At 43.5% G+C, this 26232-nt stretch carries 18 protein-coding genes; 6 read left to right on the forward strand and 12 right to left on the reverse strand.

Going from position 1 to position 26232, the window contains the following annotated elements:
• The first annotated feature begins 101 nt into the window (after nt 1-101).
• Nucleotides 102-9980: a cadherin-like domain-containing protein gene (locus tag L4B77_RS15105; RefSeq protein ID WP_429751409.1), complete on the forward strand. Its 9879-nt coding sequence runs from the start codon at nt 102-104 to the stop codon at nt 9978-9980.
• 59 nt (nt 9981-10039) lie between these two features.
• Here L4B77_RS15105 and L4B77_RS15110 read toward each other — a convergent pair whose 3' ends face one another.
• Together L4B77_RS15110 and L4B77_RS15115 are read right to left on the reverse strand one after the other, a co-directional pair.
• A complete protein-coding gene (locus L4B77_RS15110) occupies nt 10040-11233 on the reverse strand; it encodes a class I SAM-dependent methyltransferase (protein ID WP_429751411.1) in 1194 nt (397 codons plus the stop codon).
• 125 nt (nt 11234-11358) lie between these two features.
• Complete coding sequence (locus L4B77_RS15115) at nt 11359-12762, reverse strand: methyl-accepting chemotaxis protein (protein WP_429751413.1); 1404 nt, start codon at nt 12760-12762, stop codon at nt 11359-11361.
• A gap of 88 nt (nt 12763-12850) precedes the next feature.
• Between L4B77_RS15115 and yccX the strand changes: the two genes are divergently transcribed.
• On the forward strand, nt 12851-13138 hold the full coding sequence (gene yccX, locus L4B77_RS15120) for an acylphosphatase (protein ID WP_372065430.1): 288 nt from the start codon (nt 12851-12853) through the stop codon (nt 13136-13138).
• Nucleotides 13139-13188: 50 nt separating this feature from the next.
• On the opposite strand, the gene L4B77_RS15125 is transcribed toward yccX, so the two are convergent.
• From L4B77_RS15125 to L4B77_RS15150, 6 genes are all read right to left on the reverse strand, one after another.
• A complete protein-coding gene (locus L4B77_RS15125) occupies nt 13189-13518 on the reverse strand; it encodes a TusE/DsrC/DsvC family sulfur relay protein (RefSeq protein WP_261839573.1) in 330 nt (109 codons plus the stop codon).
• Nucleotides 13519-13673: 155 nt separating this feature from the next.
• Nucleotides 13674-14339 carry a Bax inhibitor-1/YccA family protein gene (locus L4B77_RS15130; RefSeq protein ID WP_261839574.1) on the reverse strand — a complete coding sequence of 222 codons (666 nt, stop codon included), beginning with the start codon at nt 14337-14339 and terminating at the stop codon, nt 13674-13676.
• 240 nt (nt 14340-14579) lie between these two features.
• Nucleotides 14580-15344, reverse strand: coding sequence for an amino acid ABC transporter ATP-binding protein (locus L4B77_RS15135; RefSeq protein WP_261839575.1), 765 nt, complete (start codon nt 15342-15344; stop codon nt 14580-14582).
• A gap of 22 nt (nt 15345-15366) precedes the next feature.
• Nucleotides 15367-16464, reverse strand: coding sequence for an amino acid ABC transporter permease (locus L4B77_RS15140; protein ID WP_372091148.1), 1098 nt, complete (start codon nt 16462-16464; stop codon nt 15367-15369).
• A gap of 1 nt (nt 16465) precedes the next feature.
• Nucleotides 16466-17671: an amino acid ABC transporter permease gene (locus L4B77_RS15145; RefSeq protein ID WP_429751416.1), complete on the reverse strand. Its 1206-nt coding sequence runs from the start codon at nt 17669-17671 to the stop codon at nt 16466-16468.
• A gap of 70 nt (nt 17672-17741) precedes the next feature.
• Entirely contained in the window at nt 17742-18770 is a 1029-nt protein-coding gene (locus tag L4B77_RS15150; protein WP_261839578.1) for an amino acid ABC transporter substrate-binding protein, read from the reverse strand.
• A 480-nt stretch (nt 18771-19250) separates the two neighbouring features.
• Here L4B77_RS15150 and L4B77_RS15155 point away from each other — a divergent pair, with 480 nt between their 5' ends.
• Entirely contained in the window at nt 19251-20192 is a 942-nt protein-coding gene (locus L4B77_RS15155) for a precorrin-2 dehydrogenase/sirohydrochlorin ferrochelatase family protein (RefSeq protein WP_429751418.1), read from the forward strand.
• 166 nt (nt 20193-20358) lie between these two features.
• On the opposite strand, the gene L4B77_RS15160 is transcribed toward L4B77_RS15155, so the two are convergent.
• Both L4B77_RS15160 and L4B77_RS15165 read right to left on the reverse strand, forming a co-directional pair.
• Entirely contained in the window at nt 20359-20841 is a 483-nt protein-coding gene (locus tag L4B77_RS15160) for a YajQ family cyclic di-GMP-binding protein (protein ID WP_372065420.1), read from the reverse strand.
• 12 nt (nt 20842-20853) lie between these two features.
• Entirely contained in the window at nt 20854-21912 is a 1059-nt protein-coding gene (locus L4B77_RS15165) for a 3-deoxy-7-phosphoheptulonate synthase (RefSeq protein WP_429751421.1), read from the reverse strand.
• A 207-nt stretch (nt 21913-22119) separates the two neighbouring features.
• Between L4B77_RS15165 and L4B77_RS15170 the strand changes: the two genes are divergently transcribed.
• Together L4B77_RS15170 and L4B77_RS15175 are read left to right on the forward strand one after the other, a co-directional pair.
• Nucleotides 22120-23007 (forward strand): putative PEP-binding protein, encoded by an 888-nt coding sequence (locus L4B77_RS15170; protein WP_429751423.1) that lies wholly within the window; start codon nt 22120-22122, stop codon nt 23005-23007.
• A 175-nt stretch (nt 23008-23182) separates the two neighbouring features.
• Nucleotides 23183-23668, forward strand: coding sequence for a PaaI family thioesterase (locus tag L4B77_RS15175; protein ID WP_261839582.1), 486 nt, complete (start codon nt 23183-23185; stop codon nt 23666-23668).
• 101 nt (nt 23669-23769) lie between these two features.
• On the opposite strand, the gene L4B77_RS15180 is transcribed toward L4B77_RS15175, so the two are convergent.
• On the reverse strand, nt 23770-25125 hold the full coding sequence (locus L4B77_RS15180; RefSeq protein ID WP_261839583.1) for a hypothetical protein: 1356 nt from the start codon (nt 25123-25125) through the stop codon (nt 23770-23772).
• A gap of 28 nt (nt 25126-25153) precedes the next feature.
• Here L4B77_RS15180 and L4B77_RS15185 point away from each other — a divergent pair, with 28 nt between their 5' ends.
• Nucleotides 25154-26062 carry a CvfB family protein gene (locus tag L4B77_RS15185; RefSeq protein ID WP_429751426.1) on the forward strand — a complete coding sequence of 303 codons (909 nt, stop codon included), beginning with the start codon at nt 25154-25156 and terminating at the stop codon, nt 26060-26062.
• 73 nt (nt 26063-26135) lie between these two features.
• On the opposite strand, the gene L4B77_RS15190 is transcribed toward L4B77_RS15185, so the two are convergent.
• Nucleotides 26136-26232: IS3 family transposase (locus tag L4B77_RS15190; RefSeq protein WP_137409013.1), on the reverse strand; the 97-nt coding region annotated here is incomplete at its 5' end.

Here is a 26232-nt window from a genome sequence, read left to right on the forward strand (position 1 = left end):
GCATTGCATTATGTAACCTTGGGTGTTATATTTTGGCTAATATTATGGAAACAATGTCACTATTTTGACGTGGCTTACCAACATGGGTTTTAGAGGTTTATATGGATATGACAACATTGAATTTGGGTGGTGCATTGGCACTTGGCCAGCGCATTGTTCTCTCGGTAGATGGTACGATTAAAGTCTTAGATGAAGAACAACCACTGCAAGCCGGGGATGTTGTCCTTGAATCGTCAAGTGACCCCGATACTCCTCAGCTTTCGGCGACCCGCTTTTCACCAGAAGACGGTGGAGAAGTTGAACTTGACCAAGATATCGCGAATATCTTTACCGCATTAGAAGAAGGCCAAGATCCAACGGTGTTAAGTGAAGAGTTCGCTACCGCTGCTGGTCAAAATGGTTCTAGCTTGAGTACAAGTGGAACTATCGAGCGAAATGGTGAAGAAACTATCCCGGGTACTGAATTCATCACCACAGGATTTGAAGCGCTAGGTATGTCTCGAACTCAAAGTCTTAGCCTTCTTGATGCTTTCCGTTCGTTCAATCAATCTCCTAACTTTGTCGATAACAATAATGTATCTGTTGAAGACACGATCTCCTTCTCCACAAATGAAGACACTCGAGTCAATGGCACCTTGTCAGCTTTAGACCAAGATGGTGATTCCCTATCTTTCGCAAAAGCGACCGATCCTTTAAATGGTACTGTCGTCGTCGATGAAAACGGTGATTGGACTTACACCCCCAATGAGAACTACAACGGTGATGACAGTTTTACGGTTGTTGTCTCTGACGGACAAGGTGGTACTGACACGGTTACGGTTAACATTGGCGTAACGCCTGTGAATGATGCACCAGTGGCTGAACCAAAAGAGGATTCGTTATTTGAAGGGCAGGTTATTACCGGATCGCTTAATGCGACAGATGTTGATCTTCCTGAAGGTGAGTTACTGGCTTTTACCACGGATTCTGATGTTGATGGTTTAGAACTCAATCTAGATGGTACATATACTTTCGACGCGTCTTCTTACGAGCGCTTGGCTGAAGGAGAGCGCATTGTTATCCAAGTCCCCGTATCCGTTACAGACGATCTAGGTGCGACCGATACCACTCTATTGACCATTACCGTTACTGGTACTAATGACACACCAGTGGTCGATATGGTTAACACCGGCAGTGTGAAAGAAGACACTGACTTGTCAGACACCAATACATTGAGCACATCAGGTGCGTTAACGTTCAGTGATGTTGACACGAATGACACACCGCAAGTGACGTTTACAGAAAAGGGTTTAGCAAGTTGGACGGGCGGGGTATTAACATCCGAGCAGACAAGTAAATTGGCAGGCGGCTTCGCGTTGGTAGACGGTAAATGGACCTATGACGTTGCAAACAGTGATATCAACTTTTTGGCTGAAGGTGAAAGCATCACTTTGAAGTTTGATGTGACCGTTGATGATGGTAATACCAATGGCTCAGTAACCGAGACGGTAACCATCACCATTAATGGCACCAACGATGGTCCCGTGGCAATTGATGATACGTACCAAGCTTATAGTGAGACGCTGCTTTTCTCTGAGTCGTTTGAAAACATGACAAGTACTGGTCGCTGGACGGTGATTAGTGGTGATCAGCTTGACGACTGGAATGCAACTCAGGGTCTAGAAATTCAACATGAAAGTGTGGTCAATAAGGCCTCCGACGGCGAATATATCGCTGAGCTTGATGCTTATCAAAATACAGCGATCACAACAAGTATTGATACATCTGGTCAAGATAGCATGCGCGTTGATTTTGACTACAACCCTCGTAGAGATGGTAATTCATCTTCAGATATGACCTTTAAAGTCGGTGATACCTTGGTTACCGTTCACGCAGATGGGACGCTGTCGGGTGCTGATGGGCTTAATGTTCAAATTGGTCAACCTGATGTCAATGGTTGGTATCGCATCACGGCGGAGTTTGAAGTTCATGAGGATATGACTGATCTAACGTTTGCCGGTGCTGGGGCTTCAGACAGTTATGGCGCACTGTTAGATAACATTACAGTAACAGGTGTCACCCAACCCCAACTTGTTACTGAAGAAGACCAACCGATCACGATTTCTTTTGCTGAGCTGTTGGCGAACGATACTGACGTTGATGGTGATGAGCTTTCGATAGTCGAGGGTTCAATCACTTCAGTGACTAACGGTACGCTTTCCGTTGATTATAACGACAAGACAATCACATTCATGCCGTCTCAAGACTACAACGGCGAGGCTACTTTTACGTATCAAGTGACCGATGGCCATGGTGGTACGGATCAAGCCGTCGTGACTATCAACGTTAAACCCGTTAACGATGCCCCAGAGTTCATGAATGAAAATGGGACTAACGGTGGCTATGAGTTTGGTTATGATGAAGGTATTGATGACTCTACCGTTATTGGCACGGTAGCTGCGGAAGATATCGATAATACTCAGAGCGAGCTTTCATTTAGTTTCCAGTCTGGTAACGAACAAGGTTGGTTTGAGATCGATAACCAAGGACGCATTACATTGACCAGTGCTGGTGTCGCGTCGTTAGCGAATGATTTTGATATTAAGTCTAATATCCATAACCTAGTTGTGACGGTCAGTGATGGGACGGATAGCGTTGATACAACGGTGAAGCTAACAGAAGATAACTTGAATGATGAGGATACTAAGTTTGATTCAGACAACGTTATGTTCAACTACCAAGAGAACCTCGCGCCTAACGTGACCATAGGTACTGTTACTGCGACGGATAAAGATGGAAGTAATATCACTTACTCAATTGAACAAGGTGACAATCTATATATTGAAGATAAGCCGTTGTATCAGGTTGATCCTCATACCGGTGAGATTAGCCTGACTGAAGAAGGTGCCGTCGCTTTTACTAACGACTATGAGAGCTCGGGTAACTCTCACTTAATTAAAGTGACAGCGACAGGTACTGACGGTAAGGGTGAACCTACGGTTGGCACCATAAGTGTGACTCTCAATGAAGCTGACGATGAATCAGATAATAAGCCTCAAGCTGAGGACTTTAGTGTCTCGCTCGATGCTCAGGGTAAGTCGAGCATCCTGTTCGATTCTAGCGATGAATCCAGCGATCAAATCAGTGACAAAGAAGACGATCGAGCCAATATTCAACTTGGCGTGATCATCACAGAGTTGCCTGACTCCGGTACTCTCTATTACGTCAATGAAAATAACGTTAAGACTGAAGTCATCATTGGAGAGAAGTATGATGATCCTAACCGTATCGTTTATGAAGATGACCAAGAGTCAACAGGGTTCTTCTTAGGTGTTGATGACACATCCACATTAGATAAGGGGCCCCATAGCACTGCAGAGTTCCATAACTGGGGGGATGAAGTCGATGCGTATACTCGCGAACTAAAGTTTGACAATGGTGATGTGGTCACTATTACTTCTGAAGGTCGAAATAACCTTGATGCTAAGCCGTTAGTACAAAACAACAGTCAGCAAGGCCACATGGGTTTCGGTATTGCATCGACGAACCGCGGTATTCACCAAGACGAGGCGATCAAGATTGATTTTTCTTCTCGTCCAGCAGACTCAGTAACGGTTGGCCTAAGTGGTTTAGGCGGTTGGTTCGCCCCAAATGCTGATGATAGTATTCAATCAAGAGCTGAGATTACCGTTACCTTTGATTATGGTGATGGCATCACAGAAGAAAAAACCTTCCTTTATGACGACACTCATAATAATCAAAATGTCACGATTGTTGCACCTGAAGGTGCTGAGATAGTTTCAGTTGAAGTAAGTACACAAGGCCCTGGCAACTGGGAACTGACTTCTCTTGAAACTAAGGCGTCAGATTCATTTGAATATAAAGCGATAGACAGTGATGGTAACGAAAGTGACATTAAGACGGTTACTATTGATAAGTCTGGCGACCTGAAAGCGAATAACGATCCGCAAAGCTTCAAAGTTAAACTGGGTGAATTCAGTGAAGACAATGACTCTCCATGGTCGGTTGAAGGCGCTGAGCTAAATGCTAGCTTCAATGGCCAAGATAGAGACTTTGCACACAGCGGTATTAAGATTGGTGTTGCCGGTCAAGTCGGTGGATTGGGCGCTCAGATCGAATATGATCGTGCCGAACAGCAGTCTGAGAAGTTTGAAATCCACTTAGACAACCCGGCGACTCAATTTACCTTCTCAGTATCTAACCTGTTTAAAAACGAAGGTAATGACGGTAATTTCACTGATAACCATGAACAAGGTAGCTGGGTTGCGTACCTCAATGGTGTAGCGGTTGCGGGTGATACGTTTATTGCTGAAGACGGTAACAATAAAGGTACTTACGAAATAACACCGCTTGGTCCAGATGGTACTCCAATCGCGTTTGATACTGTGGTATTTGAAGCAACTGAGTATTCTAACCAAGCAACGCATGATAATGATGCGTCAGATTATTTCCTTACGGGTTTTAAAGCCTCTAGTGAAGGCGCATATGCCGTTAATCAAGGCGGCATTCTTGAGATTCCGACATCGAAGCTTGCTGGTCTTATCGGTTCCGAGCTTCTTAATAATGATATCGATTCCGATGGTGACAATCTACGTATTACCTATGTATACGGTGAAACGGAAGGTAATGCGTACATTAAAGATGGCATCGTATACTTTGATTTAACTGGCGATGATTTTGTCGGTGAAACAACGTTTAAATATCAGATTACTGATGATAATGGCCAAGTAGCGAGTGCTGAAGTTAATGTTATCGTCAACCCTCTGCCGACTCCTGCTAGTGTAGCGTCTGTAGACCTGTTAGCAGACTCAGTCATTGAAGGTGATGACCTTGGCTTCAAAGTAACTCTAGACTCGAGTGCGCTTGTTGAAACTCAGCTCGATGTAACGTTTGGTAAAGATACCGATGATGCACAAGATTCTGGTAATGAGAAAGATCTCGACCTTAGCAAACTTGGTTTCACAAATGGTGTTACTTATGACGAGCAAAGCGGCAAACTGATTGTCCCCGTCGGCGTTAAAGGTTTCGCCGTTCTTATTCCTACGCTGGTTGATGGCGTCCATGAGCTTGACGAAAGCTACAGCTTAACAGTCGATGGTGTATCTGACACTGGTATCATCGAAAACGTTGATACGATTGAGCTAACGGTTGAGGGTGTTGCCTACGTCGCTGAAGGCTCGAATGCAGTCTTCGAAGTCAGTCTAAATAATCCGTCTTCAGAGAATATCGACGTATCGCTAGCCATTTCTCTTACTGGCAATGCCACTTCTGCGGAAACGAGGGACTTCAAAGATATCGGTGAGCTATACACGGTGTACTATTTGCAGCCACAACTGTCCGGTGAGTCAAAGCGTGTTGATCTTGATGTTGTGATTAAGGATGGTAAACCAACGGTTACTATCCCTAGTGGCGAAACAGAGATTGTTGTTGAAGTGGCAACAAAAGATGACCTTATATTTGAAGGGGGTGAAGGCTTTAACCTGGTTGTTACTGACGAGTCTGGTTATATATCAAATGGCTCTGATTCAGATCAAGTCACTATTTTGGATGATGGCTCTGATCCAGATGGCCCTGATGGTCCACAAGTTAACAATGATGATCGTCCAATCGTTCAAAGCATCAGCGACATTGAAATTGAAGAAGGCCTGTCTGGAACGTTTATTGTAGAGCTTTCAAATCGCAGCGAATCAATAACCACAATTGAAATGTCTCTAAATGATGGCTCTGCAGTGAGTGCAGATGGTCAACCCACAGAGGGTGACTTTAATGGATCTCGTGTAGTCGTTACGTTTGGCCAAGGGGCTGATAAGTACAGCGAAACTGTCGAGGTTATTAATGGTAAGTTTGTCGTTAGCGTTCCTGAAGGGCATGACTCATTTGCAGTTGAAGTTGCAACTAACCAAGATACGCATTCCGATAACAATGAGATGTTCTCTATTTCAGGCAATGCTCCTCATCAGCAAGACGCGGTGACGGGTGTTGCTACAATTGTCGACAACGAAGCACCAATGGTCGACCTCAATGGGGCGCTCTACGATATTGAGTATGTCAGTGAAGGCGCTGGCTACAGCAATGTCTTTGGTTACTATATCAATGACGACTCGGGTGAAAAGCAACTTCACGTACTGGTTTCTAATAGTAACGACCCAAGTCTCTCTCCAGGTACTTTGTTAGATTCCCCGTTGGCTTCGATTGATAACCTCGAGTTCTTCTTAATTCCAAATGGCTTCAATAAGATTGATAGCGATAAACTCGATGAACTTAAAGTCAATGACCAAGGTAAGTTAGTTGTCGATGGTGTTGTTCAATCGGGTATTCCAGTTTATAGATCGACTGACGAAGAGCATCAGATCTCAACCTCGGTTGATAGTGACGGCAATCTAGTATTGAGTTTTGATGACCAAAAAGGCCAAGGTAACGACGATAATGACTTCAACGATCTGGTTATTAAAGTCAGCAAGGTTGATACAGATGGCATTGACTATAACTCGGCATACGTTGAGGGCGAAGCCGCGGCTATCGCCGATATCAACGCTGATGTCTTTGACGATAAAGACATCATCAAATCGATGAACGTTACGCTAATCAATGCTAAAGAGGGTGACAATTTAACGTGGCCTGAGAATAGTGGCTTCAATGTCTCGAAATCAGTAAATGGGACTTTAATCGCACTCGTTATTAGTCATCCATCTGGTGATGTTTCTGCCCATGAGTTTGAAGCGTTCTTGAAGTCGATTCGATTTGTAAATAGTAGCGATACGCCTGATGAAGAAACACGCTTAGTTGAGGTAACGGTTTCTGACGGTGTTAACCAGTCTGAAACCGCTACAACGTCGATTTCTGTGACCGGTACTGATGAATTATCGTTCAGCAATGTGGCCGGTATAGAAGATCAGTTTATAGACCTAAATATGAGTGTTGCTGACGCCTTAACGTCTGTTAGCACGATAGAGCTGTCAGGTATTCCAAAAGGTGCAATTGTCGTCGTTGGTGGCGTTGAGTCTACAGTGGATAACAGTGGCACTGTTATTGTTGGTATTGATGATATTGCATCCGTTAAAGTGAAAGCGCCAGAGCATAGTGATGTTAACTTTGAGATTTCAGTAACAGCTAAAGACGCTGATCAACAGACTGTAGAAACAGGTCGTATTCACGTTGATGTTCACCCTGATGCGGACAAACCTACACTGGTTATCGGTGACTTTGAGAAAGTAGCCGCGATCGATTTTGAAGATGTAGAGATAACGTCAGGCTCTTGGGATAGTGACATTGAAATAAATAACGTCAAGGGTACATCGACCATTGGCGAGTGGAACACGTCTAATTCCGGTAAACACGTTGAAGTGGGTACAGAAGGAACTTACTTAACTGGCTCGTCAGACAATAAAGTGATGGAGATTGAAGGCGAAGTAGGAGACAAAGTTCTCTATACCGATATGGACCTTGTCGCAGGTCGCTTCTACAATTTTAAATTCGATATTGCTGCGAGAGACGATGTTAATCCTTCAGACTCCGACATGGAGGTATCGCTCTTTAAATTAGATGATTCTGGTAATCCCATTGAGAGCAGTAAAGTAACACTTTATGACTTTATCGCTGAGCGACAAGGTAGTGGTTGGCAAGAGGGAACGTTCACGTTACCCGTTGAAGATTCTGGTAAATACCGCCTTGTATTAGAAGCAGACGAAGCAGACTCTACAGGAGCAATAATTGATAATATTCAATTTACTGCGGTTGATAACTATGGTTACGAAGATTCATTTATCAAACTTAGCGAGATTAGTTCTTCGTTGGTGGATGCGACAGACGGATCTGAGACTCTTACTGTAGAGTTGGAAGGCCTTCCTGTTGGTTCATTGTTAGTTGATGGAACGCACACGTATACCGTCATAGAGGCCGGCCGAATTGATGTTACTGGTTGGGATCTAGCAGAACTTCAGATCAAGGTATTAGACCCTAGCACTTTTGACATTAAGGTCATCGCAACGGCGACAGAGACGGACACCAACAAGGATGACGATGTTCACGGAGAGCACGGTGATCTTGGTGGCAAGTTGGCTAATGCGTCTGAAGCGACAATTAATGTTACCGTTCTTGAGCGCCATCAAGCCCCGGATAGTACCAATGAGCATCCAATTGCAAAAGACTTTTTAGTTTCTTCGGATACTAATGTTGCAAGTATTAACTTCGCGCCAAATGCGACCGATACTGAAGATGATGCTAGCAGTACCGATAGTAAGCACACTTCGGTACGAATTGAAGAGTTGCCAGAGTATGGCAAGCTCTATGAGGTTAATGAACAAGGTGAGATTATTGGTGATGCGCTAGCCGTCGGTACAATTGTTTTGGATAGCGCGAATGTTATTTACGTGGCTAACGATATCGATGATATCGAGATTGGAAGTGACTTTACTGACGTTAATTTTGTTGTGGATAATGAGTTAAACCAGAAAAACAATCAGCCAGGAGTCGATCGCTTAGATCTAGATGGTGTGGTCGTTGCTGGTGGTTTGTTTGACGGTTCAATGTTCACCGATGGAAACGCAACGATCAAATATGACCACAACCCTAATCAGTTAGGGGTATTTGTTCACACGAGCCACGATAGTGGAACAGGCTCTGAAACTGGCATCGGCGAGTACATTTCTTTTGCTTCAGACAGGGGGAATATTTCTTCAGCAGAGATTTATTTATCTAGCGTGCAAGGTTTACTTGGCAATGGCAATGGCAATGGCAACAATCAACAATCGACAGCCAAGCTCGTTGCCTATCTATTTGATAACGGACAACAGGTTGGTGGCCCCATTGAATTACCGTTGGAAAACGTCAATCATAGTGCTCATACGGCAAGTGTTGATGTTAGCTCGGATTCTGTCACCTTTGATGAAGTTAGACTGGCGGTAGTTAACCCGAGTAACTCAGGTCAAGGTGCAGGGTTTAATGTTTCCGCTATTGAGTTTGACGTTAATGGTGTTGTGGGTATTCAAGATGACTTTAAGTATTCCGCTGTTGACTCGAAACCACAAGACAGTCTATCTCAAGGTACGGTTACGATTAACGCCACCTCGATTATCGGTGCGGTTGCCAGTGGTATCGATCATGTTACAGTAACGGGTAGCAATATGGTTTGGAATCAGTCGGCTGCACATACTTGGGAAACAGAGTCCAGCTCTCTGTTAGGCTATGATGAGCTTGACGGCGCGATTATCAATGTGGGTGTTGGCGGTGACAGTGTCAATATGGGCGCTGGTTCTGATACGGTTTATATGGGCGATAGCATCGTTCCAGGCATGGATCAGAATGTTAATCTCGATAACCAGAACGCAGCGATAGATAGACTTATTCATGCTGATATAAACGGAAGTACAGCGACTACTGCTGATGATATGACTTATGGTGATGAAGATTACCATCACAAGTTGGAAAGTTATTCTAACGCAGGTGTAGATATCGTTCAAAGTGGTGGTGGTAACGACACTGTATACGGTGAGGAAGGGGTCGATCTTATTTTTGGTGGTACTGGCCATGATGTTCTCAACGGTGGATCAGGGGATGATGCTGTCCGTGGTGGTTCGGGGAACGATACGCTTGTTGGTGGGTTAGGTGATGACATTTTAGTTGGAGATGATGGTGCCGACTTATTTCAATGGGTCGATCAGCCGTTCCAAGGTGATGTTGATAAAATTACTGACTTTGCTCTAGGTGAAGACCATCTTGATATCTCTCAATTATTGCCGACAGAAAATTCGATGTCTGATCTTCTTGAGCATATCACGATTGAAAAAGTCGATAATGGTGGTGACAAAGGTTTGGTTATTACTATTTCTGAGGATGCCAATAGTGATGGTCAAACGCAAACGATCATTCTCGATAATACGGGTAATCAGTTTGATTCTGTGAACGTTCAAGGTGATGGTCGTGTAATGAGTAGTGACCTGAGTCATTTGGTTAATCAACTCTTTGTCAACTTGCCGGATTAAAAACAGAAAAGGGCCGAAAGGCCCTTTTTAATACGTTTGTTGGTGAGAAAATCTCGAGTTTAAATCACTTTACAAGCAAAGCCCTTCAGGTAGAAACCTTCGGGATAGGCGGTATCTGTCAGGTGGTCGGCAGCTTGCTCGAAGCGCTCAACGAATTTAACGGTGCGGCCAGCATCGAGCGCCGCATCGGCGATAATTTTCTGGAATAAGTCAGTACCCATTAAGCCAGAGCAAGAGTAGGTGAGGAGAGTGCCACCCGGTTTCAGGATTTGCATCGCAAGCATGTTCACGTCTTTGTAGCCGTTAGCGCCTGATGTTAGGTTATTCTTGCTTGAAACAAACTTTGGTGGATCCATGATCACTACGTCAAACTTAGTGCCTTGGTCACGGTACTCACGAAGCAGCTTGAAGACATCAGCATTTAGGAACACGGCGCGTTTTTTCGAGATGTCAAATTCGTTAAGCTCAGCGTTGAATTTTGCGGTATCAAGAGCGAGTTGAGATACATCAGCGTTGATCACTCGCTTCGCGTCGCCTTTAAGTGCGTAGAGGCCAAATCCCCCCGTGTATGAGAAACAGTTAAGGACATCTTTGCCTTTAACGTACTTCATTGACTCTTTACGGCTATCACGCTGATCCATGTAGAAGCCAGTTTTATGGCCTTCCATAATGTTCACGCTGATTTTAACGCCATTCTCTTCAATTACAATTGACTTCGGTGGCTCTTCACCGTGAAGAACGCCAACAACCTGTTCTAGGCCTTCTTTTTTACGAACCGCTACGTCTGAACGTTCGTAGATGTTGCAGTCAGGGAAGCACTCGATTAACGCTTCTACCAATATGCTTTTGTTAAATTCAGCACCTGCACTCAGCAGTTGGCAAACAAGGAAGTCTTGATATTTGTCGATTGTGATACCTGGCAAGCCATCAGACTCTGCTGCGGTTAGCCGGTAGCCCGTTAGACCATCACGCTTAATGATATCTTCACGCAGTGACTGTGCATCTTTAATTCTTTTTATGAAAAATGCTTTATTAATTTCTTCTTTTTCAAATGTCCAAACACGAGCACGAATTTGAGAAGCCGGAGAGTATGCTGCTTTCGCAAGCCATTGACCATTTTGAGCATATACGTCTACAGTTTCACCTTGTTTTGGTTCTCCTTCGACCTTATCGATACCGCGTGAAAATACCCAAGGGTGTTTGCGGCGTAGTGATTTATCTCGGCCTTTAGCTAGATGAATTGAAGGAGTCATAATTTACTCTGTTGGTTGAAATTTGCAGGAGACGTATTGTCGGGGAAGTGAATTTGAAAAGCAAATAAGAAAGGGCTACAGAAGCAGCCCAAGTATCAATATTTTAATGTCCCGATGTTTAATGGTTATGCTTTGAGGCCAGTTAGTAGGCCTTCCATCGTGTCGCTCTGCTTACGAAGTTGATCAACATTGGAGTTACTCTTGCTGATCATTTGACAGATGTTGTCAGATTGATGGCGAATCTCTGACACGCTTTGTGCAATATTGTCTGCGACCACACCTTGCTCTTCAGCCGCCGTTGCGATTTGAGTACTACTATCTGCAATCGATTGATTCTTTTCAGCCAAAGAGTCAATCTCAACATTCACTTCAGACATCAATGTTTGGCCTTGACTGGCGTTATGAACCGTCACATCCATCAACTTTGTCAGTGACTGACTATTGCGCTGCAAGGATTCGATCATGCTTTGAATTTCAACCGTTGCTTGTTGAGTTCGTCCGGCAAGGGCACGAACTTCGTCCGCAACAACAGCAAAACCTCGACCTTGCTCACCAGCACGAGCGGCTTCAATCGCTGCGTTCAATGCAAGTAAGTTGGTCTGTTCTGAAATACTATTGATGGTGGCGACCACTTCATCGATTTGTGCAGCGTTAGCATCAAGCTCTTCCACCGCTTTCGAAGCTGATTGGATCTCGTTAGATAGGTTAGAGATAGAGTCTAAAGTATTAGAAACCTTAAGTTGTCCATTTTGTGCGACACCACGAGCATCCAGCGTTTGAGAGCTCGACTCATGGGCAAGAGTCGCGACTTCCCGGATGGTAGCAGCCATTTGTTCCGTAGCACTTGCTAGGCTATTTAAATGCTCTTGCTGGTTACTGGAAATGTCGGAACTTTGCAGAGTCGATTGGTTTAAATCTGAACTGATCTGCTGCATGAGAGCGACAGATTCTTGGATAGATAACACCATCTTTTGTTCGTGTTCGGCGACCTTGTCGATAGTAATTGCAATGTCACTGAACTCATCACGGACTGGGAAATAGTTCATTCGGCAAGTTAAGTCGCCATTCGCTAGGGTGTTCAAAGCTTTGTTCATCGAGAACATGGCTCCACCTATGAACGTCATGATGTAATAAACGCCCAGTGCAATAAGTGATAGGGTCACGGCGATGATAGAAATGTGTGTTGTAGTTAGCGCTGACCAAAGGTTCTGATCCGGATTTGCGACTAAACTGAAAGCGCCATTCATGACTGGTATTGAACCAACACCATAACCTAAAGAAATCGTTGAAGAATGGCTAACAAGTTGAGCAACTTGCTCTTGAGTGAGCTGACCGGCTTCGATAAGTCCTTTAATTAATATTACTTCTTCTTGGTAAAGGTGAACGAGTAATGCGTCTGCAGCGCTATCTAAAACGAGGGTTAGTATGACCAAAGCGACAACCGGTAATAAGAAGAGTAGATAGAACTTTTCTTGGATTTTTAGGTGAATGAGATATTTATCAATCCAACGAAATGGGATTTCTTTCATAATTGTTATACTCGAAGTAAGTCCACAAACAAGCGGTAAATGTATAGATGGTTGACTATATCATTCATATAATTTATGAGGCAACGTTATGAGAAATTCACGATTTATATTTGTCGTATCAGGCATAGTTCAGTGTGTTGGTTTCCGATATCACACCCGCAAACAGGCACAAGCTTTGGGTATATCGGGTTATGCTAAGAATTTGAGTGATGGGCGAGTCGAAGTGTTAGCCGTGGGAGATATCGTGCAGATCAATACGTTGTATGATTGGTTACAAATAGGCCCTGCAAGTGCAAAAGTCGACCGTGTTATTAAGCGAGAAATTGAAGATACTAATGAGCAGATGATCAGTTCGGGAGAGTTTAAAATACTGTAGTTAGCGTACTACAGTATTGACCTTGAAAGTAATCTAAAGCGGTTTAAGCTTTACAAGCATTTTGCTGGTTTAGGCAACCCTGCGAGCTTGGTTGCTTGTTTAGCGGGGCCTTTCTTGAATAATTTGAACAGGTACTTACTGTTACCTTTCTCTGGGCCGTGCGCTTTTTCCATTGCTTTAACGAGCATACGAACTGCTGGAGAGGTGTTGAACTCTTCGTAAAAGCTTCTTACAAAATGCACGACTTCCAAGTGTGCATCCGTCAGCTCAATCGCTTCGTCTTGAGCTAAAATTTCAATCATACCTTCTTCCCATTGCGTGTGGTCCAATAGGTAGCCTTGAGCGTCGGTTTCAATTTGTTTACCGTTGTATTCAAACATGTTTAGTCCAGAATCAGTTTAACTCAGCAAATAGGGTACATGACCACGTTTATCTTTCTCAAGAAATAATGTCGTTATCGCTCGAAATATTGTTTCCATAGATACAAAAAAGCCCAAGAGACACACTCTTGGGCTTGATTTTCAATGAACGATAATTAGTCGTTACTGTTCATCACACCTAAGATACTGAGTAGGCTGATGAAGATATTGTAGATTGACACATACAAGCTGATCGTTGCTGAGATGTAGTTTGTTTCACCACCACGGATGATGCTTTGCGTTGTTAGCAAGATAACACCTGTTGAAAACAGGATGAACATACCACTCATTGCTAATGACAGTATAGGCATCTGTAGGAAGATGTTTGCAATCATACCGACTAGCAGCACAACGAAACCAGCCATTAGCATACCATTAAGGAACGATAGGTCGCGTTTAGTAGTCAGTGCATAAGCTGACGCCGCCATAAATGCAAGCGCAGTACCGCCTAGTGCAGTTAGGATAACATCACCCATACCGGCACCAACGTACATGTTTAAAATTGGACCGATGGTGTAGCCTAAGAAACCTGTAAATAAGAACGTAAATACAAGACCCATGCCGTTGTCACGGTTCTTTTCTGTAAGGAAAAGTAGGCCATAGAAACCAACCAGCATGACAATTAGCCCCGGGCGAGGCAGGTTCATCGCCATAGATACGCCTGCTACTACAGCAGACCAAAGGAGTGTCATCGACAGTAGAGCGTAGGTATTACGCAATACTTTATTGGTTTGCAAAGCACTTTCTTGAGATGCTGTACGTGAAAACATAGGGCTGTTCATAATCTTCCTCGTAAGGTGACTTCAATAGTAATAGTTGTTAGTACACTTATGGGACTGAAAGTTCCATAAATCAAGTCTTTCATTCCTTTTCTATACTTAAAATAATAATCAAAATAGCCGTTTAAGTATCTCTCAATATGTAACAAATTGTTGATGATGTTTCATGGTTACAACTTTCAGAAGCTTTAATAACGAAGAGGCGACCGGAGCCGCCTCTGTCGATAGCTGAATAGTATCACATTAATGATGTAGGATTTGGCTTAAGAAGTTTTGTGTTCTGTCCGATTTTGGGTTTTCAAAGAAATCGATTGGGTTATTTTCTTCAATAATTTCTCCCGCATCCATAAAGATCACTCTGTCGGCGACTTCTTTAGCAAAACCCATCTCGTGCGTAACACACAGCATGGTCATACCTTCTTCTGCAAGCTCAACCATTACGTCTAACACCTCACGAACCATCTCTGGGTCGAGTGCTGATGTAGGCTCATCAAACAACATGACTTGAGGGTTCATACATAAAGAGCGAGCAATAGCGACACGCTGTTGTTGACCACCTGAAAGCTGGCCTGGGAACTTGTCTGCTTGCTCAGGGATTTTTACGCGCTCAAGGTACTTCATTGCAATCGCTTCTGCTTCTTCTTTCGGCATCTTTTTCACCCAGATAGGGGCCAGAGTACAGTTCTCTAATACCGTCAGATGTGGAAACAGATTGAAGTGCTGGAAACACATCCCCACATCACGGCGAACAGCTTCGATGTTCTTTAGATCTTCTGTTAATTCATTACCTGAAACGAAGATATGGCCTTTTTGGTGCTCCTCTAATCGGTTGATACAGCGGATCATCGTTGATTTACCAGAGCCTGAAGGGCCACAAATAACGATTTTCTCGCCTTTTTTAACTTCTAGATTGATATTCTTAAGTACGTGGAATTCACCGTACCATTTGTTCATGTCTTTCAACTCGATCATAAGACCTTGAGAGTTGTTTTCTGTCTGCTGCGTCATAATACGTCCTTGATCTTGTTCATTATCGTTTGTGACCGGTGTGAAGTCTGTTTTCTAGCCATATCGAATATCTCGACATACCAAAACAAAACACCCAGAACACTAACGCGACAAATACATAACTTTCTGTTGAATAACCAAGCCATTCAGGGTCGGTATTCGCGGCTTGGCCAATCCCTAGTACATCAAACATACCAATAATCAAAACAAGACTGGTATCTTTGAACAAACCAATGAAGGTGTTCACAATTGAAGGAATCGTGATTTTAAGAGCTTGAGGCAGAATGATAAGCCCAGTCTTTTTCCAGTAGCTCAATCCGAGAGCATCAGCGGCTTCGTATTGGCCTTTTGGTATTGCTTGTAAACCACCACGAATGACTTCGGCCATGTAAGCGGCACTGAATAGGACAACCCCAACAAGTGCCCTGATCAGCTTATCGGTTTCTGTCCCTTCTGATAAAAAGAGTGGCAGCATTACTGAAGCCATGAATAGAACTGTAATCAGCGGTACGCCACGCCAAATTTCGATGTATACAGTACACATACTGCGAATGATCGGCATCTCTGAGCGACGCCCAAGAGCAAGTGCAACACCAATAGGCAGTGACACGACAATACCAACAAGTGCGATGATCAGTGTAACCAGTAGACCACCCCATTTATGGGTATCAACAACTTCGAGTCCAAAGACACCACCGTATAGCAAGCCAGCAATGATAAATGGGTAGATGTTAACGAAGAACAACCAAATCCAAGTACGTTTAGGTGTTTTTTCATAAGCCAGTAAAGCTACAAAAATGGCTAACGTTGCATAGAAGAGGCGAGGTCGCCACAGTTCCGCTTCTGGGTAAAAGCCATACATGAATTGGTCCCAACGAACGCTAATAAAAACCCAACAAGCGCCTTCGCTTGTACAGGCATCGCGTGTGGTTCCTATCCAGTCAGCACTGATGAATGCCCAATCCGCCGCTGCCCATAAAAGGGTAAAAGCAAAGTAAGCAAGAACCACAGTGACGACGCTGTTTACGGGTCCATTAAACAGATTTTTTCTTAACCAACCGACTGGCCCAACGGTATTCGCTGGAGGCGGAAGATCAGGTTGAAATTGATGTGTACTCATCTTATCTCTCCACCAACGCTACTTTGCGATTGTATATGTTCATTAGAGCGGACGTTAATAGGCTCAAGGTCAGGTAGACACCCATTGTCATCGCGATTACTTCGATAGCTTGTCCTGTTTGGTTCAGTGTTGTTCCTGCAAATACAGAGACAAGATCCGGGTAACCAATGGCCATCGCAAGTGATGAGTTTTTGGTCAAGTTTAAATACTGACTGGTTAGTGGTGGGATAATAATTCTTAATGCTTGTGGGATAATGACAAGCTTAAGGGTTCTCGCTCGTGGGATTCCTAGAGACATAGCAGCCTCAGTTTGCCCATGATTTACCGCATTAATACCAGAACGCACAATCTCGGCAATGAACGCCGCTGTGTAGATACTTAAAGCAAGCATCAATGCAGCAAGTTCAGGGATTACGCTAATACCACCCTTGAAGTTAAACCCTTTCAAAACAGGGTAATCCGCAGAGATAGGCATACCCATAACAAAGTAAGTTACCAACGGTAAGCCTAAAATTAACGCTGCGGCAATTCGCAACATCGGTGTTTGTTGGCCGGTCAGTTTCTGTTTGTTATTGGCCCAAATGTTGATAATAAACGTAGCGATGATACCGGCAATCAATGATGCAATGACAATGCTACTGCCTTGCTCTAATACTGGAACTGGGAAGTACAACCCACGTACATTCAAGAAAATGGCTTCACCTAGGCTCATGCTTTGACGAGCAGAAGGCAAGGCTTGTAGAACGGCGAAGTACCAGAAAAAGATTTGTAAAAGAAGAGGGATATTTCGGAATATCTCGATGTAGACAGCTGCAAAACGGCTAACTAACCAATTTGAAGAGAGTCTAGCGATACCCATACTAAAGCCCAGTACCGTGGCTAACATAATGCCGAGTACTGAAACCAAAGCGGTATTGAGGAGACCGACAAAGAATGTACGACCGTATGAGAAGGTCTCGTCGTATTCAATCAGTGTTAAGCCGATACCAAAACCAGCTTCTTGAGACAGAAAATCAAAACCAGTGGTGATACCACGGGAGTCTAAGTTAGTGAGTGCGTTATTTACAATCGTGTAAAAGAAAGCACAAAGCGCTCCGACAGCGATAATTTGGAAAATGATGGAGCGAAACGTTGGGTTGTAAAAAAGGTTGGTACTTTTGGGCTGTGGCTTTGCCTGAGTTGGAGACGTCGTGTCATTAGGTTTCATACTGCTATAACCTCAAATCCATTTAATAAATAGGGCGGACAAGCCGCCCTCATTGATGCTTGGAGATTTATTAACGGATTGGTGGAGCGTACATAAAGCCGCCCGCATTCCATAGTGCGTTTACGCCTCGAGAGATTTGCAGTGGTGAACCTGTACCCACCGTGCGTTCGAAGCTCTCACCGTAGTTACCAACTTGCTTAATGACTTGGTAACCCCAATCGTCACGAATGCCTAGGCCTTTTCCTTTAGGACCGTCAACACCAAGAATACGTTTGATGTTTGGATCTTTTGACTTGAGCATTTCATCAGCATTCTTCGAAGAGATACCGTACTCTTCCGCATTAATCATTGCTGAAAGCGTCCATTTAGCAACGTTAAACCATTTATCATCATCTTGACGAACAACAGGACCTAGCGGCTCTTTAGAGATGATTTCAGGAAGTACCTGTGCGGATTTAGGATCGGCTAGATTCAAGCGAAGTGCGTATAGACCAGATTGGTCTGTGGTAAGAACATCACAACGCCCGGCATCAAAACCTTTCGATGTCTGTGCTGCCGTATCGAATACCACTGGCTTGTAAGACATGCCGCTGTTACGGAAGTAATCGGCTAGGTTAAGTTCAGTTGTTGTACCTGATTGAACACATACTGAAGCGCCATCAAGTTCTCGAGCACTTGTTAGACCAAGTTCTTTTTTAACCATGAAGCCTTGACCATCGTAGTAGTTAACGCCCACGAAGTTCAAACCTAGAGCAGTATCACGATGCAGTGTCCATGTTGTGTTTCGTGATAGTACGTCAATCTCACCAGATTGTAGCGCAGTGAAACGTTCTTTCGCTGTTAACGGTACATACTTAACTTTGCTCTTATCACCGAGTACCGCCGCTGCAAGAGCTTGACAATACTCAACATCGATTCCTTCCCATTCACCTTTTGAGTTAGGGTTAGAGAACCCTGGAAGACCTGTACTGACACCACAAGTTAAAAATCCTTGAGATGTGACTTTATCCAGAGTGCTTTCTGCCGCTGATGCCGATGTTGCCATCATCGCAGTTGATGCAGCTACCACTGAAGCAAGAAGTGTTAGTTTATTTGTCATTTGTATCCTTCCTTGTTAACCAGGTGACACCTGATACTCGTGCTCATTTGAGTTTCTTGTATGTGTTGCGTTGTCTATGACCTTGTTGTTCAAATTAAACGAGTTGCATTTTGCAAATGAAACCGTGCGCGATTTAAACAACTGTTTATAAGGTTAGGAAAGGATTCGTGGTTTCACAAATGTATAATTTAAAAAGAATTTTGAGTGAAATCACAAATCCGAACACAATTAGGATGACGAAATGTTAACTCGATGTAAATAGTGCAACGTATCACACAATTGGTGCAACAAGATTTAGGTTTTTATATTGATAATTGACTGGGGGAATGTTCTGAGTTTGTGTTGTTAAAGCGAAGCATTAGACTTGAAAAAGGTTAAAATTTGGTTAAAAAATATTTTTATTGTACTTGGATAGTTATTAATATGCTCCAAATTTGGTAGCATGGATGAATAGTTATTTAAGTCGTATCAAGGAAGAACATGCGTTATTTCCCGATGTTTTTGGATGTAGAGAATAAGCCCATTTTAGTGGTGGGTGGTGGTGAAGTTGCTTGCCGTAAAGTCGATAGCTTGTTGCGAGCCGGGGCAAGTGTAACGTTGGTATCTCCTAAGGTCGCGCCTTACTTAAAGCAATTAATTGATGATGGAAAACTTCATTGGATTCAAAATTTCTACTCGTCACAAATAATATCGAAAAATTACTTGCAGGTTTGGGCGACAACAGACAATCCAAGCTTGAATCACCAAGTGTATAATGATGCGAAAAAACTGGGCATTCTAGTCAATGTCGTTGACGATCTCCCTTACTGCGACTTCATCACACCTTCGATGATAAATCGCGGAAGAATCCAAATTGCCATCTCTAGTGGTGGTGCATCACCTGTTTTAGTAAGAAATATCAGAGAAAAACTCGAAACGGTATTGCCACAAAACATAGGCTTGATAGCAGACTTCGGTGCATCAAAACGCAATTCAATCAAAGCGTCATTTCCAACCGTCGACGAGCGTCGTAAGTTTTGGGAGCGTTTCTTGTCATCCAGCTTTATCGATCAGGTGACTGATAGAGAACAATTAGAGTCATACTACCAGCAAGCGGTAACCGAAGGCGTAGATAGCGAAGGGCAGGTCACTTGGATTGAATTCGAGCAAGACGTCGAATTGCTGTCTATGAAGGCTTTGCGTTTGATGCAAGAGGCAGAGCTCGTACTTTCATCGAGCGATTGTCCATTTGAATTTATCGACCTGTGCCGCCGAGATGCAGAAAGAGAGAGCTATGTTAATAGCGGAGAGCTATCAACCAAGCTTGAGCAAGCGAGAGCTGAAAAATTGCGTGTGTGTGTGTTTATTCCACCGGCAAGCGTCGAGTTTAATCTGTTGGTCGGCAAAGACCTAAAATTGTCCGCGGCCAAAGTACTCAGTTGAGGAGGCTTGCTTTCAAGTTACAGTGAGAGTTTTCTGGCTGTTCGAAATAGACGAGAGACCGTAAATAAAAAACCACTTCCCTAAAGGAGTGGCTTTTTGCTATTTCAAACACGACATTGTCATGATGAATGAGCAACCACAATAAGCAGTCACTCAAACTCAACAATTAGTCGCGGAAGTTGTCAAACTGGAAAGGTTGGCCAAGTTCACCGCTACGAACCAAAGCCATAACAGCTTGAAGATCATCGCGCTTCTTACCTGTAACACGAACTTTGTCGCCTTGGATAGAAACTTGAACTTTTACTTTGTTGTCTTTGATTAGCTTAACGATCTTCTTAGCAACATCGGTTTCGATACCTTGCTTAAAGATAACCGTTTGGTGCCAAGTGCGACCTGTTTGGTCTGCCGCTTTTGCTTCCATCGCGTTTGGATCAACATTGCGCTTTGTTAGGTTGCTACGAAGGATATCGCGCATTTGCTTCAGTTGAAAATCGTCTTGAGCAGTCAATTTTACTGATTCATCTTTGTAATCAAAGCTTGCTTCAACGCCGCGAAAATCGAAACGAGTCGATAGTTCACGGTTTGCGTTGTCTACCGCGTTACGCAGTTCTACTGCTTCTACTTCAGAGATAATGTCAAATGATGGCATTGTGTTGTTTCCTTAAGCTAAGTTTCTATCTTTAATTGCTGTTGCAAGCATGTCTAGCATTGTTGCAGTATCTTCCCAGCTTAGGCATGGATCAGTAATCGATTTGCCATATTCTAGGTTGTTGATGTCTGTCATTGGCTGGTTGCCTTCAATAATGAAGCTTTCTGCCATGATGCCTGCAATTTGGTTCTTGTTCGATTTGATCTGCTCACAAATGTCTTGTGCAACTTCTAACTGTTTACGGTGTTGTTTCTGACAGTTAGCGTGGCTAAAGTCGACAACTAAACGTTGAGGCAGGTCAAATTCAGCCAGTTGCTTACACGCAGTATCTACAGATTCAGCGTCGAAGTTAGGGCCTTTATCACCACCACGTAGAATAACGTGACCGTATGGGTTGCCAGAAGTACGGTAAACCGTCATGCGGCCGTTCTTATCTGGAGAGTAGAAGTAGTGTGAAGCATGCGCAGCACGAATTGCATCGATAGCAATCTTGATGTTGCCGTTGGTCGCGTTTTTGAAGCCAACTGGGCAAGACAGTGCAGAAGCCATTTCACGGTGAATCTGAGATTCAGTTGTACGAGCGCCAATCGCGCCCCAAGTGATAAGGTCTGCAATGTACTGACCTGTGATCATATCAAGGAACTCAGTCGCGGTAGCTAGGCCAAGCTTGTTGATGTCGAGTAGAAGTTTACGAGCTTTGTTTAGGCCGGTTTCTAGTGCGTATGAACCATCAAGGTTAGGATCAGTAATCAATCCCTTCCAACCGACAACAGTACGAGGTTTCTCGAAGTAGGTTCTCATGACCACGAATAGTTCATCTTTATACTGGTCTTGAATCAGACTTAAGCGCTCAGCGTAATCGAGTGCTGCTTCTGTATCGTGAACAGAACATGGGCCAACGATGACTAATAGGCGGTCATCACGACCTGTTAAGATATCTTCAATTTGGCGGCGAGAATTTTTAATGCGCTCTGCAACGTCGTCAGTAATAGGGTGTGCATTGCCTAGTTCGGCAGGAGTTGGCATAGGACCCAGAGCTTGGGTTCTCAACTCATCAGTTTTTAATGGCATGTGATAGCTTTTTTATTCTATTGCGAAGTGGTTAAGATAACGGAATTGAACAGAGGAATAAACTCTCTTAAGTCAAAGTTATCTCTGTTATTGCTAATATTCTAATTTTTATCAGCAGGCCTGCGTCAAATGAGGGATTTTCACTTGTATTAACAGGCAGCTATCGGTATTTTCGTTTGAACACAACATAAAAATGCTGGAGCAGCAATGACTCAAGAAAATCAAAGCACTTTGCACCCAGGACTGGTTTTAGGTGATGTGCTGCCTTCTTATAACGATAATAATAATGCCAACCACTTATACGTTTCATTATCAGAATTGGTGATGGATCGTGTCTTTTACCATCCAAGTATCGAAAGTCATTTAGATACACTGACTGATATTGAAAAAACATCCTTAAATACGATCCTTGGCGATAAAACTGTCGATGAGCATTTTATTTCAACCTTGGTGATTGCTATCCAAGCTGCGGTTCAGCCAAATCACACTTCTGTACGTATCGCATTAAGCAGTGCAGACAGCCATGGCTTCCGTTCGTTGCTTGGCGGGAACTGTGAAGCTGAGGAGGTTAACCCTGCACTAGGCGTTCGCGGCGTTGCTCGTTACGCGACACCAGAGTACAGCAAGGCTTTCGCTTTAGAGTGTCAGGTTATTAAAACGTTGCGAGAGCAGGGTATTAACGTTGAAGTGGTTGTGCCGTATGTACGAGCATTAAGCGATGCCGCTAAGATTATTGACCTGCTTGCCGAGCAAGGCTTACCACGTGGTCTGAATGGTTTGAAAGTACTGTTCTCGTGTGATGTGCCGTCTGCCGTGCTATTGAGCGAACGTTTACTGCATTACTTTGATGGTGTGGTTGTGAATGTTGATAGCTTAGCGTCTTTCACTTTAGGTATAGATAAGCACAATGAAGTTCAACGACATGCTTTTGACCCTCAAAACGAGGCCGTCATTATTTTATTGAGTATGATTGTGAAAGCAACCCTGAACGCGAAGAAGCCAATACTGATGGTGACTCAAGGTTTGGTTGACTACCCGCGCCTACAAAGCTTCATCGCTGATCTTGAAGGGGTCGAAACGGTCGTGACTGCATAATCGGTTTGTTGTCTAAGTCACTCAACTGGCTGTATCCGTTTATTTGAAGCGCTAAAGCTTTGAGAATGAAAGAGGTATCATGATGCGATGATATCTCTTTTTTATAACATTTTTTTGACATCCCTAACGCTGTTCGATTAACTGGTCTGACGACTAACTTGATTAGGTAATTCAAATGTTGACCCCTCTACAAAAAGCAAATGTCTACTTGAGCATGTTTGGTTTCTTTAAAGTGCCTCTGATCTGGTTATGTCGACCAAAACTGCTCGCTTTGGACAACCAACATGTTGAAGTCAAAATCCCGCTTAAAAGACGCACCAAGAACCACCTGAATAGCATGTATTTTGGTGTTTTAGCTGTAGGTGCCGATGTCGCAGGCGGTTTTCTTGCGATGAGCAAATCTCAGCAGCAAGGTGAAAAGATTTCGTTGGCATTTAAAGAGGTGACAGGGAAGTTCTTAAAGCGCCCAGAAGGTGACGTACACTTCACTTGCAACGATGGCGAGTTGATCAATAGAATGCTGGCTGAAACCTTGTCTACTGGCGAGCGAGTCAATCATCCCGTGACCATTATCGCGACTTGTCCGTCTTTGCATGGCGACGAACCAATGGCGGAGTTCACGTTAACACTTTCGATTAAAAAAGTTCCGTCTAGAAAATAGCTCGGAAATATGCACCTGAAGAGGGCGGTTCAATAGAAGGTTATCATTGAACAAATGAGAAGAGTGGTATGTGAATTGAACATCCACATACCGGAACAAGATTAAGATTCTTGAGTTATTTGCTCGATATCCACGATCTTTGAACGGTTCATTACAATCTTCCAACGGTAATAGGTCGGTTCATTATCGTGATTGTTCTCTTTAATGATCAGGTTGAGTAGGTGGCGCTTTTCGACAGATTCACGACTTACTTGCCCTTCATTCAAGCGGTAAATCTTATTTGAGCTTTTGTCCATCAAGCGTGTTAGCGATCTTAAGCTTATTGATAACGTTTCACGAGTTTCTTCATAGCCACTCATGAACGTCGATGTCGACATTTCAGTATGAGAGCGATAATGCAAAATTTGTTCTTCACGTTGTACGACACGCTTCTTACGTATGGCTTGAATCCGGTCTGCTAGCTTAGAAAAACTTGCGTAATCCAACCATTCTAACTTATGACCGACAGATTTATTGGTTGTCGGGTCAAAGTAGCGGCGCTTCCATTTTGGTTTACCTTTGCGAAGCCAGCGCCAAAGAATATCCCTTAAGTCATCTTTGAATATTTCGCGCAATGCATAAATGAAGGACATCGCCACGATGAAAGAGGCGGTGATCTCCCCAAGGAAATCACGAGCCAATATAACCGTCGTGGTCACGACGACCATAACCAAACCAGTCGCGATACCTTTTACGGCCCGTTTGACGTTTTTGCCCATTGATGTGGTTTTTTCTTTCAATACGATAGGGTGTTCAATCAAACGGCGCAACAATCGCATTTTGTTGCTCAGTCGGGTGATGTCCTCTCTAACTTTTGCTGAGTTGTAACGATTCAGCTTACGGTGGGCGGTTTCTTTTTCGCAAAGCGTTAAAAGTCTCTCTTTGATGGTCGAATATTCACTACCACGAGGCATGTGTGAAACCAGCGATAAAAACTTTTGCTCAGTGTACCAAGAAAGATAGTTATCAATATTTGCGTAGTAACGTTTGAGGTTCTCTTCGTAAGGAATACTTCGGCGAAGCTTTTTTAGTATGTCTAACGCGAGTTCAATCACTTCATCGACATCGTCTTCTGTTACGTCGTCACTATTGGTTTTATTCAAAGCGCTGACGGCTTTGTCCAACGCAATGACATATTGGTATGCAAACAAACTCAAGCTTACACGATATTGTGTCGTCGATAAGTGGCCCCGTTTGGCTAAACGGCTATGTACTAGCGGTAGCAGCGTTTTATCACTGTAGTAAGTTCTCTTCTGAATAATAGAGCTGTAAAAGAATGCATTTTCAGAAAGCACTTCTGGAGTGAGGCCAAGTTCACCGGGAATGAAGAGATAAACGTCCATATCAAGCTTTTTGGTTTTCGCCATCGCATGGTTAATTTTAATGGTTATCGCATCTTGTTTATCAACGGTGATCAACGATGTCTCCTAAAATATAAAAATATGAATGAAACTAGCGAAAGCATATCAGAGATCACGTATAATCACCGCCAAATTTAAAGTAGAGACAATCTTGATGATTAATATTGGTCAAATAAACAATCTAGAAGTAGTAAAACAAGCAGACTTCGGTGTATTCCTTGACGCTAGCGACTATGGAACCGTGTTGCTTCCGAAGCGGTTTACTCCTGAAGGTGTTGAAATTGGTCAAAAGCTAGACGTGTTCTTATACATTGATTCTGATAACCAAATCGCCGCAACCACTGAAAAACCCATCGCTCAAGTCGGGCAGTTTGGCCTAATGACGGTCGAAGGTGTCAACAGCACCGGAGCATTTATGAACTGGGGCGTGAAAGGTAAAGACCTATTGGTTCCTTTCAGTGAGCAACGCGGCCGTTTAAACGAAGGCCAATCAATATTAGTATATGTGTATATTGATAAAGCATCGAGCCGTATTGTAGGTACCACAAAGTTCAACAAGTGGTTAGACAAAACCCCTGCAACTTATGAGCGCAATGAACAAGTAGAACTTATCATCGCTGAACGCAGCCAGTTGGGCTATAAAGCGATCGTGAATGGCGAGCACTGGGGGATGATTTTCCCATCAGACATCATCGGTAAGTTGTTCATCGGTAAAACGCTGAAAGGCTATGTTAAAAATGTTCGTGAAGAAGACGGTAAGATTGACTTGTCGCTTCAGAAGATTGGTGTCGCGAAAATGGATGATCTAAGCACTAAGATTCTTGAACTGCTTGAGAAGAAAGGCGGTTTCTTACCTCTGAATGACAAGTCTTCACCTGAAGCGATTTTCTCTGCATTTAGAACCAGCAAAGGTACGTTCAAGAAGACGATTGGTGGTTTGTACAAATCTGGCAAGATCACTATCGATAAAGAAGGCATCAGCTTAGTTAAATAAGCGATCCATTCGGTCAAAAAAAGCCCAAACATTTAACGTTGTTGAAGTGACCCCATAAAGTTGGACATTTCTGTTAAGCGGCTTTCAAGGCCTGAGTTCGATATTCTATCGGAGTCAGGCCTTTTAGTTTCACTTTTATACGTTTGGTATTGTAGTACTCGATGTATTCT

Source organism: Vibrio minamisatsumaniensis (genome assembly GCF_050337445.1).
GTDB lineage: Bacteria > Pseudomonadota > Gammaproteobacteria > Enterobacterales > Vibrionaceae > Vibrio > Vibrio artabrorum.